The organism is Peptoniphilus catoniae, from assembly GCF_901447155.2.
Classification (GTDB): domain Bacteria; phylum Bacillota; class Clostridia; order Tissierellales; family Peptoniphilaceae; genus Peptoniphilus_E; species Peptoniphilus_E catoniae.
On record NZ_LR588413.1, the window covers coordinates 41,989 to 54,451 of the forward strand.

At 32.3% G+C, this 12,463-nt stretch carries 13 protein-coding genes, 2 tRNA genes and 1 other annotated feature; of the genes, 10 read left to right on the forward strand and 5 right to left on the reverse strand.

What is annotated here, in order from left to right; genetic code table 11:
- Window positions 1-34: 34 nt before the first annotated feature.
- Window positions 35-628 (reverse strand): 30S ribosomal protein S4, encoded by a 594-nt coding sequence (gene rpsD, locus PEPCATONIAE_RS00385; protein ID WP_138158792.1) that lies wholly within the window; start codon window positions 626-628, stop codon window positions 35-37.
- A 262-nt stretch (window positions 629-890) separates the two neighbouring features.
- Here rpsD and PEPCATONIAE_RS00390 point away from each other — a divergent pair, with 262 nt between their 5' ends.
- The 4 genes from PEPCATONIAE_RS00390 to PEPCATONIAE_RS00405 all read left to right on the forward strand — a co-directional run bounded on the left by PEPCATONIAE_RS00390 (window position 891) and on the right by PEPCATONIAE_RS00405 (window position 7,385).
- Complete coding sequence (locus PEPCATONIAE_RS00390) at window positions 891-2,168, forward strand: amidohydrolase (RefSeq protein WP_138158793.1); 1,278 nt, start codon at window positions 891-893, stop codon at window positions 2,166-2,168.
- Window positions 2,169-2,176: 8 nt separating this feature from the next.
- Window positions 2,177-3,166, forward strand: coding sequence for a tryptophan--tRNA ligase (gene trpS / locus PEPCATONIAE_RS00395; protein WP_138158794.1), 990 nt, complete (start codon window positions 2,177-2,179; stop codon window positions 3,164-3,166).
- A 52-nt stretch (window positions 3,167-3,218) separates the two neighbouring features.
- Window positions 3,219-3,401 (forward strand) — a binding site (T-box leader).
- Window positions 3,402-3,450: 49 nt separating this feature from the next.
- Window positions 3,451-6,096, forward strand: a complete 2,646-nt coding sequence (locus PEPCATONIAE_RS00400; protein ID WP_138158795.1) for a valine--tRNA ligase — start codon at window positions 3,451-3,453, stop codon at window positions 6,094-6,096.
- Window positions 6,093-7,385 carry a bifunctional folylpolyglutamate synthase/dihydrofolate synthase gene (locus PEPCATONIAE_RS00405; protein ID WP_138158796.1) on the forward strand — a complete coding sequence of 431 codons (1,293 nt, stop codon included), beginning with the start codon at window positions 6,093-6,095 and terminating at the stop codon, window positions 7,383-7,385. The genes PEPCATONIAE_RS00400 and PEPCATONIAE_RS00405 overlap by 4 nt, the downstream gene beginning before the upstream one ends.
- 43 nt (window positions 7,386-7,428) lie before the next feature.
- On the opposite strand, the gene PEPCATONIAE_RS00410 is transcribed toward PEPCATONIAE_RS00405, so the two are convergent.
- A complete protein-coding gene (locus tag PEPCATONIAE_RS00410; RefSeq protein ID WP_138158797.1) occupies window positions 7,429-7,947 on the reverse strand; it encodes a DUF4364 family protein in 519 nt (172 codons plus the stop codon).
- A gap of 91 nt (window positions 7,948-8,038) precedes the next feature.
- Here PEPCATONIAE_RS00410 and PEPCATONIAE_RS00415 point away from each other — a divergent pair, with 91 nt between their 5' ends.
- The 5 genes from PEPCATONIAE_RS00415 to hslO all read left to right on the forward strand — a co-directional run bounded on the left by PEPCATONIAE_RS00415 (window position 8,039) and on the right by hslO (window position 11,479).
- A complete protein-coding gene (locus PEPCATONIAE_RS00415) occupies window positions 8,039-8,185 on the forward strand; it encodes a hypothetical protein (RefSeq protein WP_180339326.1) in 147 nt (48 codons plus the stop codon).
- 213 nt (window positions 8,186-8,398) lie between these two features.
- Window positions 8,399-9,118, forward strand: a complete 720-nt coding sequence (locus PEPCATONIAE_RS00420; RefSeq protein ID WP_246060398.1) for a CPBP family intramembrane glutamic endopeptidase — start codon at window positions 8,399-8,401, stop codon at window positions 9,116-9,118.
- An 11-nt stretch (window positions 9,119-9,129) separates the two neighbouring features.
- Window positions 9,130-9,867 carry an SIR2 family NAD-dependent protein deacylase gene (locus tag PEPCATONIAE_RS00425; RefSeq protein WP_138158799.1) on the forward strand — a complete coding sequence of 246 codons (738 nt, stop codon included), beginning with the start codon at window positions 9,130-9,132 and terminating at the stop codon, window positions 9,865-9,867.
- A complete protein-coding gene (locus PEPCATONIAE_RS00430; protein ID WP_138158800.1) occupies window positions 9,864-10,586 on the forward strand; it encodes a class I SAM-dependent DNA methyltransferase in 723 nt (240 codons plus the stop codon). The genes PEPCATONIAE_RS00425 and PEPCATONIAE_RS00430 overlap by 4 nt, the downstream gene beginning before the upstream one ends.
- A gap of 11 nt (window positions 10,587-10,597) precedes the next feature.
- Window positions 10,598-11,479, forward strand: a complete 882-nt coding sequence (gene hslO, locus PEPCATONIAE_RS00435) for an Hsp33 family molecular chaperone HslO (protein WP_138158801.1) — start codon at window positions 10,598-10,600, stop codon at window positions 11,477-11,479.
- A gap of 5 nt (window positions 11,480-11,484) precedes the next feature.
- Here hslO and PEPCATONIAE_RS00440 read toward each other — a convergent pair.
- The 3 genes from PEPCATONIAE_RS00440 to rpmB all read right to left on the reverse strand — a co-directional run bounded on the left by PEPCATONIAE_RS00440 (window position 11,485) and on the right by rpmB (window position 11,956).
- Window positions 11,485-11,559: transfer RNA gene (locus tag PEPCATONIAE_RS00440), tRNA-Gly, on the reverse strand.
- 2 nt (window positions 11,560-11,561) lie between these two features.
- A tRNA-Phe gene (locus PEPCATONIAE_RS00445) sits at window positions 11,562-11,637 on the reverse strand.
- A gap of 127 nt (window positions 11,638-11,764) precedes the next feature.
- Entirely contained in the window at window positions 11,765-11,956 is a 192-nt protein-coding gene (gene rpmB / locus PEPCATONIAE_RS00450; protein ID WP_138158802.1) for a 50S ribosomal protein L28, read from the reverse strand.
- A gap of 147 nt (window positions 11,957-12,103) precedes the next feature.
- Between rpmB and PEPCATONIAE_RS00455 the strand changes: the two genes are divergently transcribed.
- A complete protein-coding gene (locus tag PEPCATONIAE_RS00455) occupies window positions 12,104-12,457 on the forward strand; it encodes an Asp23/Gls24 family envelope stress response protein (RefSeq protein WP_138158803.1) in 354 nt (117 codons plus the stop codon).
- The last annotated feature ends 6 nt before the right edge of the window (window positions 12,458-12,463 follow it).

The window sequence follows — 12,463 nt, forward strand, 5'->3', positions numbered from 1 at the left end:
TGATGAAATTGGGTTAGATTTCATCACTTTTATCTTATATTTTAGAGTAATATTCTACAACGAGTTGGTCTTCAATTTCAATAGGTACATCTTCTCTATTTGGAAGAGTAACTAATGTAGCCTTAAAGTCTTCTTCCTTAGAAATATAAGGATAAGATGTTACATAATTAGTTTCATAGTTTTCTTTGAAAAGTTCAGCTTTTCTTCCTCTTGGAGAAAGTGCTATAACATCTCCTGCATCACATCTGTAGGAAGGAATGTTAACTTTTTTACCATTTACATAAATATGACCGTGAGTAACCATTTGCCTTGCTTGTCTAATTGAACTTGCAAATCCCATTCTGTAAACAAGATTGTCAAGTCTTCTTTCAAGAAGTTGCACAAAAGCTGCACCTGTTTGCTCTTTAGATTTTTTAGCTTCCATAAAAATGCTTAGAAATTGTTTTTCAAGCACTCCGTAGTAAGCTCTTAATCTTTGCTTTTCTAAAAGCTGTTTACCATATTCAGTTAATTTCTTGTCGCTTCTTGCAGTACCCTTTGTAGCTCTTTTCATAGCCTTAGGATGACCGCACACGTTAAGTCCTAATCTCCTAGATTGTTTAAATCTAGGTCCCATCATTTTTGCCATTAAATTTTTCAACTCCTAATAAATTTCTCGCCGCGATAATTTTAAGAGCCGAAAGCATTATACTAAAAAAACTGTATTTTGTAAACTTTTTTATAAGCTTTTTTTAGATTTAATTAAAAATATATTAAAAGACATTCGCCTTGATTTACCATATACTATAAAATAAAATTTATAAAAATAAATTTTTAAATTAATAAAAAGATCTATTTGTTATAATATAAGGGATAAGAAATAAATTTAAAATATATTGTTAGGAGTAAATATGTTAATTAAAAACATTAGTGTTCTTGATGTTGAAAATGGAAAAGTCATTGAAGGCTTGGATATTTACATTAAAGGCAATCTTATAAGTGACATAGGAAAAGATTTACATATAGATGATAGTGAAGTAATTGATGGGAAAAATAAATTAGCTCTTCCTGGATTTATAAATGCCCATACTCATCTTGGTATGAGTCTACTTAGAAATTATGCAGATGATTACAAGTTAAAAGAGTGGTTGGAGGAAAAAATTTGGCCTATTGAGGCTAAGCTTGATCCTGAAGACATTTATATAGGGACCTTGTTGTCAATGGTTGAAATGATAAAATCAGGGACGACTACATTTTGTGATATGTATTATGAAATGGAGAGAGTTGCTGAGGCAACTATAGAAAGCGGCCTTAGGGGAATGATTACAAGAGGGCTTGGGGATTTAATGGGGCCTCCATCTCCTGAAGAAAGACTTGCGGGAATGAAAAAATTGTATGATGATTATAATGGTAAAGGCGAAGGAAGATTAAAAGTTTTCCCGGGACCCCATGCAATTTATACATCAACAGATAAATTTCTAAAAGATACAGTTAAGCTTGCAAAAGAATGCGGAAACAGAATTCACATTCACTTGTCCGAGACAGAGTCTGAGGTTAAGGATTCTTTAAGAGATAGGGGTATGACACCAATAGCCTTTTGCGACTCTTTAGGCCTTTTAGATCAACCTACAATTGCCGCCCACTGCACTCACATAACAGATGAGGAAATAGATCTGGTAAAGAACAAGGAGTTTTTTCCAGTCTATAACCCAACAAGTAATTTAAAACTTGCCAGCGGTTTTACTCCTGTTAAAAAGATGCTTGATGGTGGCCTTAAGGTTTGTATCGGAACAGACGGAGACTCCTCCAACAATAACTTAAATATGGTTGAAGAAATTCATATTGCAAGTGTTGTAAATAAGGCTGTGGAAAAAGATGCCACCGCTTTAAAAGCAATTGATGTTATAAAAATGGCAACTATAAATGGAGCTAGGGCCTTTGGAATAAATGCAGGTGAAATAAAAATAGGCAAGCTTGCCGACATAACGATTTTTAATTTAAATTCAGTAAACTTTACTCCAAGAAATAATTTAATCAGTGCTATTTGTTACTCAGCATCATCTGAAGATGTAGATACGGTTATTGTTGATGGAAGGGTTTTAATGAGAAACAGAAAACTTTTAACTTTAAATGAAGAGGAAATTATAAAAAAAGCCCAAGAAAAAATGGATGCTTTGTTAAAAAGATAGGAGATATTATGGACAAAAAAACAGTTTATAGCGGAATTCAACCCTCAGGCTCACTAACCTTAGGAAATTATTTAGGAGCTTTAAAAAATTTTATAGGATTGCAAGATGAGTACAATTGCCTTTATTGTATAGTCGATATGCATGCCATAACAGTTGCACAGGATCCCAAATTACTTAGAAAAAATACCTTAGACGTCCTTGCTCTGTATTTAGCTGCAGGTCTTGACCCTGAAAAATCCATTATATATATACAATCCCATGTGCCTCAACATGCTGAGCTAGGTTGGATATTAAATACTATATCTTCAATAGGACAGCTTCAAAGAATGACACAATTTAAGGACAAGTCAAAAAAGAGTAAGGAGGTAATGGCAGGTATCTTAAATTATCCTGTTTTAATGGCTGCTGATATACTTTTGTATCAAACCTCTTATGTACCTGTGGGAGAAGATCAAAAGCAACATGTCGAGCTTACAAGAGACCTTGCACAAAGATTTAATTCAAAGTATTCTGATACCTTTACTATGCCGGATATTCTTACACCTAAGTCAGGAGCAAGGATTATGTCTTTACAGAATCCGGAGGCTAAGATGAGCAAGTCAGACAGTGATGAAAATTCCTATATATTACTACTCGATGATGAGGATGCTACAAGAAGAAAGATAAAAAGAGCCGTAACAGATTCACTAAATTCTATGGCCTACAAGGATGACCAACCGGGACTTAAAAATCTTATAAATATTTATTCTTCATTTACAGGAGAAAGTGTTGAGAATATAGTTTCTAAATATGAAGGCCAAGGTTATGGTGTATTTAAAGCAGATCTTGGAGATGTAATTGTAGAGGGTCTTAGACCTTTAAGAGAAAGCTTTAAAGAAATAAGATCCGACAAATCTTACCTTGAGAAGGTTTATAAGGAGGGCGCCGATAAGGCAAGCTATTTAGCAAATAAAACCCTTAGAAAGGTTTATAAGAAAATGGGATTTATCCCCAGATAAACCCTTCCTTGACAAGACAATTTCTTAAAATTATAATGGTCTTACAGTTTGAATATATACGTAAAAAAAGAGGAGTAATATATCTAAGACTTAAGAGAGGTAGCGGAGGGTGTAAGCTACTGTCCCAAGTATATGAAGGTTGCTTTTTAGTTTGTAGAAATCTACACGGGGAATCGTTAAATTCTTTAAGCCGCATTGCGGGAATTAAGGTGGTACCACGTCCTTCGTCCTTATCGACGAAGGACTTTTTACTTATATGTTTATTTATTACTAGAGGAGGAAGAATGAAGCAGTTATCAAAAACTTATGATCCTAAGGATTTTGAAGGCAGAATTTATAAGTATTGGATGGATGAAGGTTATTTCAGACCTGAGGTGGATAAAAGTAAAAAACCTTTTACTATAGTTATGCCGCCACCGAATGTTACAGGAAACTTGCATATGGGTCATGCTTTAAATAATACTATTCAGGATATAATAATCAGATTTAAAAGGATGCAAGGTTACTCAGCTCTATGGTTACCGGGAACGGATCACGCCTCTATTTCAACTGAAGCCAAGGTTGTAGGAAAGCTTAAAGCTGATGGAAAAACAAAGGAAGATGTAGGTAGAGATGGCTTTTTAGAAGAGGCTTGGGAGTGGACAAGAATCTATGGGGGCAATATAAAAAATCAATTAAAGGAGCTTGGAGTATCTTGCGATTGGTCAAGAGATAGATTTACTCTTGATGAAATGCTTTCAAACGCGGTAATGGAAGTCTTCATAAGATTATATGACAAAAAACTTATTTATAGAGGAGACAGAATTATAAATTGGTGTCCTAATTGCGGAACCGCTATTTCAGATGCAGAAGTAGAACACGAAGAAACAGATGGATTTATTTATAATTTAAAATATCCCCTTGAAGGCGGAGGATTTATAGAGATAGCAACTACAAGACCTGAAACAATTCCGGGAGACTTGGCTATAGCTGTTCACCCTGAAGATGACAGATATACTGATCTTGTGGGAAGATATGCTATTTTACCTATAATGGACAGAAGAATACCTATTATAGCTGACGAATATGTTGAAAGAGATTTTGGAAGTGGAGCGGTAAAAATTACACCTTCTCATGATCCTAACGACTTTGAGGTAGGGGAAAGACATGGACTTGGTCAATGTAAGGTAATAGATGATGAAGCAAAGCTAAACGAAAATGCTGGCAAGTATAAGGGTATGGACAGATACGAAGCCAGAAAGCAAATAGTAGAAGACTTTAAAAAGCTGGGACTTTTAGTAAGTATTGAAAATCATCATAATGCGGTAGGCCACTGCGAAAGATGTCACACAGTTATTGAACCTATTATATCCAAGCAATGGTTTGTAAAAATGAAACCTCTTGTAGAACCTGCTATTGAGGCTTTCAAAAAGGGTGAACCTGAATTTATACCTGATAGATTCGGAAAGGTTTATCTGAATTGGTTGGAAAATATTAAGGACTGGTGTATATCTCGTCAGCTATGGTGGGGACATAGACTTCCTGTTTACTATTGCAATGAAACAGGGGAGGTAGTGGTTTCAAAAACCGACCCTACAGGAACAAAAGGTTATGAAGGAAAAACTTTTAAACAAGATGAAGATACACTTGATACTTGGTTCTCATCAGCCCTTTGGCCTTTTTCAACCTTAGGTTGGCCTGAAGAAACTGAAGACTTTAAATACTTTTTCCCTACAGATGTGCTAATTACCGGTTATGATATTATATTTTTCTGGGTAATAAGAATGGTATTTTCATCCCTTGAACAAACGGGAAAAATGCCTTTTAAACATGTATTTTTTACAGGGCTTGTAAGAGATTCTCAAGGAAGAAAAATGAGTAAGTCTTTAGGAAATGGTGTAGATCCTCTTGATATTATAGAAAAATACGGAGCAGATGCCTTAAGATTTACACTTATTACAGGAAATAGTCCGGGAAATGACATGAGATATTATGACGAGAGAGTTGAGGCTAACAGAAATTTTGCAAATAAGCTTTGGAATGCTACAAGGTTTGTGTTAATGAATATTAATGAAAAAGAGGATTTTTCAATAGATATATCTAAACTTAAAAACGAGGACAAGTGGATTTTATCAAGACTTGAAGAAGTTATAGAAGAGGTTACAAGAAAGCTTGATCAATATGAAATAGGAATTGCAGCTGAAGATATTTACGATTTTATTTGGAGCGATTATTGCGATTGGTATATTGAAATGGTTAAGCCGAGATTATATGGAGATGATGCTGATAATGCAAATTCAGCTAAGGCAGTTCTTTTGTATGTCTTAAAGAGAACGCTGGAGATTCTTCATCCATTTATGCCTTTTATAACAGAAGAAATTTATTCTCACTTACCTGGAGTAGATAAAGCCCTTATTATTGCGGACTGGCCTAAGGTTAAAGATGAATATAGATTTGAAAAGGAAGAAAAAAACATTGAATATATTAAAGTTGCAATTAAGGAAATAAGGAACGCTAGATCTCAAATGGATATTGGTAATGATAAAAGGTCCAACACAATAATTTACACTAAATCAGAAGAAGTAAAAAATATAATAAGTGAAAATAAGGATAAGTTTTTAAATTTAGGGTTTTCAAATAATGTGACGATAGTTGAAACTATGGAAGATATTGGAGATGACAACATATCAATTGTCCTGGACAGGTCCGAAATATTTTTACCACTTAGGGAATTAGTTGACTACAATAAAGAACTTGATAGACTTTCAAAAGAAAGAGAAGATATAGTTTCTGAACTTAAAAGAGCGAAGGGCAAACTTTCCAACGAAAGCTTCGTATCAAAGGCACCTGAAAAAATAGTAAATGCAGAGAGAGAAAAAATAGTGAAATACGAAAAAATGTTAATAAATATTGAAGAAAGAATAAGGACTACAAAAGAGAAGTTAAAATGAATGTTCAAGAAATAATAAAAAATATAGAAGAGAGAGATGTTAAGAGAAAATCCTTCAGCCTTGACAGAATGAGGAAGATGCTTGAACTTTTAGGCAATCCTCAAAAAGGATTAAAGTCTATTCATGTAGCAGGAACCAACGGCAAAGGCTCAACATCAAATTTTATATACAACATGCTTCTTAAAGCCGGGTATAATGTAGGCATTACCATATCTCCTCATATAGAAAGGTACAACGAAAGAATAGTAGTTTCAAATGAGGAGATATCAGATAATGACTTTAAAAGACTCGGTGAAAAAGTTCTCGAAGAGGAAAAGAGTATCATAGAGGATTATGAGAAACTTACCTATTTTGAATTTATTACCAGTATAGCCTTTTTATACTTTAAGGAAAAAAATTGCGACCTATGTGTATTGGAAGTGGGTATGGGAGGCTTATCGGACAGTACAAATGTGATTGAAAGTGAAGATAAACTTTTAGCCATAATAACGCCTGTATCCTTTGACCACATGGCTTTTCTAGGTAATACATTAACTGAAATTGCCAGTCAGAAAGCAGGCATTATAACAAAAGGCACAACAGTTATATCATCAAATAAAGATTCTGATGTAGTTAAAGTTTTAAGGGAAAAGTCCTTAGAGGAAGAAGCTGATTTTTATGATCTTGATGATATTGAAATACTTGATTTAAAAATAGACGATGCTAAAAGTAGCTATTCCATAAAATTTAAATCACAAATTATAAAAGATATTAAGGTTAACCTTATAGGCTATTATCAAGTTTATAATTCAGCCATAGCAATTGCGGGATTAATGGAACTTAGAAATAAGGGTAAGATAAAAATAAGTGATAGTGAAATAAGGTTCGGCATAGCTGCAACTAAATGGCCGGGAAGAATGGAACTTATAAGTAAAAATCCAAGAATTCTTCTAGACGGTGCTCATAACTATGACGGAATAAAAAATCTTGCAGAGAATTTAAAACTTTTCAGTTACGATAAACTATATTTAATAAGCTCTATTTTAAGTGACAAGGAACACAAAAAAATGCTTGAAATTCTTTCCTCTTATTCAAATGATATAATTCTTTTAGATTTAGATAATAAAAGGAAGACTGACATGTCTATTTTAAAAGAAGAAGCTAAGAATTACTTTAATAATGTTGAGGTAAGCTCAAATCTTGTTGGAGCTATTGAAAAATTAAAGGCGAGGGCAGGTAAAAAAGATCTTGTAGTAATAACCGGGTCCCTTTATATGGTAAGTGAAGTAAAGAAAATAATGGACATATAAAAAATAAACCATCCGATGGATTTTCCAAATTCGGATGGTTTTTTTATTCACTAAATTGCATAATAATATTTTTAAAAAGCTTTTGAGGGCTATTTTTAAAGGTCTCACAAATTGATATGGCATAGTCTTCGTTAGGAGCTTCAATTTTCAAATTAAAGATTTCTCTATTTTGTTCGTTAATAGATAGTAGACAATAATAAATGCCTTCATCATCTTTATAGTAACTTGAAGATACTGAATTATTATTAACCTTGTCGTCTCTAAATTTATTTACAAAGCCATCAAGAGTAGATTTAAGATCCTCGTTTATGTTTTCGGTAAAGAAATTTAAAGATTCCTTTCCTGTATCTGTAAGGAATATTTTTTCTTCGGAGTTTATCTCTACAAGCTTTGAAGATAAAAGTTCATTAAGGTACTCTTTAAAGTAAAAATAATTAAATATATCATATCTTAGTATAAAAGATATAAGCTCTTCTTCAGTTAAAAGATCATTGAAACGATTAATAATATATAAAATAATAATTTTATTTTGAGCAAGCTCAGTAGCACTTAAATTATTCATAATTCTCACATTTACTCCTTTGGCTAATTATACCACAAGATTGAAAGTTTTAAATCAATATCTAATCTGATATAATTCAATTGGTGATATTATGGATTTTGATTTTATTATTAAAGCTGTTTTTCTTATAATACTGGTTAGCATACAATTTACACTCAACAAAATATTGGTGGAGCTTAAAATTATAAAGAACAAAATAGAAATTATAGATTATAAGGGGGAAAAGGAACAAGCTTAAAAACTGTCCAATGCTATGAATAGAAATAAATATAAAAAAAAGAACCTGAATGTTCTAAGTGTTAATACATTTACCCTTGTTTTGTCGATATTTTTTTTAACTATAGGCTACTCACTTCAATCTGAAAATTTTTTAAAAGGCACTTTTATTAATGAGGTATTTATAATATTGATACCGGCTTTGTTTTTGTCCAGAGGAGGCAAAATAACCGAGGTGCTTAGCATAAAAAAGTTATCCCTGATTAATTTTTTAAGGGTAGTTGCTATAGTTATTTTAGCCTATCCTGTAATTTTATTATTAAATGGAATATTCTTGACAATACTTTCTCATTTTGTAGGACTTGAAAATTACCCCATGGATTACAATGAGTCAAGGATAAAGTATTTGTTTTATATATGTTTTATACCTGCTATTTGCGAAGAAATATTTTTTAGAGGCGCCCTTATTAATTCCTATAATATATATGGAGGAAAATTTGCAATTCTAATGTCATCTTTAGTTTTTGCCCTATTTCATTTTGATGTTCAAAATTTTATAGCTCCATTGCTTTTAGGAATTTTATTTGGAAATTTACTTGAGCTTACAGGCACTATATTTGCACCTATGATAGCCCATTTCTTAAATAATGTTTTGGCATTTATAAGTTCAAAGTATGTAAATGATATAGTCTTTAACTACCTTGATAACACTTCTCTTGCAAGAGACATTGGATCTCTACAACTTTATATAATAATTATGCTTAGTATAGTATCCATAGTTTGTTTGATTTTACTTAGGATTTTATTTGTAAGAATGGATAAAGAAAGAAAAATCAGGGAGGGAAATGGACAGAAATTAAGAAGACGAAGTATTGAAAGTATAGACTTTTTTAATTTCGTCCCTATTGTTACACTGATAATACTTTATTTTATTTATTTCGTTGTAGTTTTTTAAGGAGGATTATAATGAAAGATATTTTAAAAGCGGCCGATTTAATTTTAAATTCGAAGAAAACTTTTGCACTAACTGGTGCAGGTATAAGTACAGAGTCGGGCATACCTGATTTCAGATCAGACACAGGTTATTATTCTAAAATGGATCCCGCTGAAGCCTTATCAAGAGATATACTTTTAGGAAACCCAAAGAGATTTTATTCTGAAGGTTACGTGATTTTAAAAGATTTATTTAACAAAGAGCCCAACAAGGGACATTTTGCTTTAGCAGAACTTGAAAAAATCGGAAAATTAAAGGGAGTAATAACTCAAAACATAGATAACCTTCATATAAAGGCAGGGAATAAAAAAGTATATGAGGTTCACGGAGAAAGCAGACGTATACATTGTATAAATTGTGGTAGAGAATATCCCTTTGACTTAATGGTTAAAAAAGTTAATGAGGGACAAATACCTCCAAAGTGCGATGAGTGTAAGGGGACCTTAAGACCTAATGTTGTAATGTTTGGGGATATGATGCCTGATGCTTATATCAGAGCTGCTGAAGAACTTGAAAGCACTGAACTTTTAATAGTTGTTGGATCAAGTTTACAGGTGAGCCCGGTAAACTTTTTGCCTAACTATGTTGATAAACTTATCATTATAAATAACACGGTTACTCCTTTTGACTCAAAAGCCGAAGTAGTTATTCATAGAGGATCGGGAGATGTACTTGAAGCAATATTGGAAGAGGTAAAGAAGAATCTATGACCTATGAAAAGTTTGCATTTATATATGACAAATTAATGTCAGACTATAATTATGACAAGGTATATGACTTTATAATTGATTTTATAAATGAAAAAAGCCTTAAAGTTAAGGAAATATTGGAGCTAGGTTGCGGTACAGGAGAATTAACCTTAAGACTTGCAAATAAATACCCTGTTAAAGCTTTAGACCTTTCTTCTGATATGCTGAGTATAGCTGATAAAAAGCTTATAGGACTTAAAGCAGATCTTTATAATATAGATATGAGAGATTTTAAATTTGCAGAAAAATTTGATCTTGCACTTTCTGTTTGCGACAGCCTTAATTATATTATGGAAGAGGAAGATATAGAAAGTATTTTTAAAAATGTTTATGAGCATTTAAATAACAAAGCTTTATTTGTATTTGATCTAAATACTGAAGAAAGATTTAAAAGTTTTGATGACATTTATCTTGAGGAAAACGAAGATGTGTTTTTAGTTTGGGAAAATTTTTATGATTTAGATACTTGCATAAATACTTATTCAATAAATTTTTTTGTTGAAAAAGGAGACTTATATGAAAGGTTTTACGAAGAGCATCATGAAAGAGCCTATAAAAAAGATTTCATAATAAAAGCTTTAAAGGACTCAGGCTTTAAAAACATAGAGATTTTTAGTGAATATGATAAAACAATTACTTTAGAGAAATCAAAAAGATTAGTGTATATAGCAGAAAAATAAAAGGAGATTTAATGGATTACTTAGTAAAGGCAGTTGATAAGGACGGTTTTGTAAAAATCAGTGCCGCCAATACCAAAAATACAGTGGAAAAGGCAAGAAAGCTTCATAATCTATCAAAAACCGCATCAGCGGCACTAGGAAGGACTTTAACTGCCGGCTTAATAATGGCCTCTGATTTAAAAAATGAGAAGGATTCAATAACTATTAATATAGACGGAAGCGGAGATATAGGAAGAATAGTTGTAACAGGAAAAAATGACGGCAAAATAAAGGGATATGTAAACAATCCTTCAGCAGATGCAAAAATAAGAGAAGTGGACAATAAACTTGATGTCTCAAAAATAGTGGGTCAGGGTACCCTAACGGTTGTGACAGATTTAGGACTCAAGGAACCCTATGTAGGACGTGTAAATCTTGTATCAGGAGAAATAGCAGAGGATTTGGTAAATTATTTTTATATATCTGAGCAGGTAGGATCAGTTGTAAACTTAGGGGTTTTAGTAGATGTTGATTATACAATTAAGGAATCCGGTGGATTTATATTGCAACTTATGCCTGGGGCAGGTGAAGAAATTATTTCAAAAATAGAGAGTAATATAAAAAATATGAAATCTTATACTTCTTTACTTGACGAGGGAAATAATCCTGAAGATATTATAAAAATGGTACTTAAGGGTTTTGATACAAAGGAGCTTGAAAGAAAAAACATAGAATTTTCCTGTGACTGTTCAAGAGAAAAAGTTGTAGATTCATTAATATCAATAGGTAAAAAGGAAATTGAAGATATAATTAAAGAAGATGGAAAGGCTGAGGTAGTTTGCCATTTTTGTAATAGTAAATATTTATTCAGTAAAAAAGATTTGGAAGATATTTTAGAAAAAATGCCTGAATAAAAAAATGGAGCGGAAGACGAGATTCGAACTCGCGACCCTCGCCTTGGCAAGGCGATGCTCTACCACTGAGCCACTTCCGCACTGGTGCCCAGAGCCGGAATCGAACCAGCGACACGAGGATTTTCAGTCCTCTGCTCTACCGACTGAGCTATCTGGGCTTGTATGAAATTAATACTTCAAGATAGTAACATAAATTTTACATTTAGTCAAGATAATAAAAAATATTAAAAAGGTTGAACTTAATCAACCTTTTTTTAATACTTTGCAAAATATTAAAATCTAAACTTAAATAGCTCTCTCAACTTTACCTGATCTTAAGCATCTAGTGCATACATTTATTCTCTTTCTTTCGCCATTAACAACAGCTCTAACCCTTCTTAAATTAGGAGACCAGGATCTGTTGCCTCTTTTGTGAGAGAATGAAACCGTATTACCGAAAAGCTTTTGCTTTCCACAAATTTCACATCTTTTTGCCATAGTGCACCTCCTTGTACTAAAAACTAGCTTAAATATATTAACATATTTTTTACAATTTTTCAAATTGTCTTTAAATATAAAATTATTTAACAAATACCTATTTGTGATATAATATTACACAATTAGATTATCTGAAGGAGGTGCATTATGTCTGCAAATATAAAAACTGATAAGGGTTTTATAATTATAGATAATAACGTTATAGCAAATATAGCAGGAGTATCTGCTATGGAAAGTTATGGTATTGTAGGCATGGCTGCAAAAAGTGCTGCAGATGGAATTTTAGAAATATTGAAATTTGATAAATTATCAAAGGGTATTAAGGTAAGTACAGAAAACAATGAAATAAATATAAGTTTACACGTAGTTCTTGAATATGGAGTAAAAATTTCAACTGTAGGAGAAAATATAATTGACAGAGTTAAGTTTAATATTGAAAGCTTAACAGGTCTTACAATTAACAATATAGAAGTTGTAGTTGAAGGCGTTAGGTTTAAGTAGGGGGAT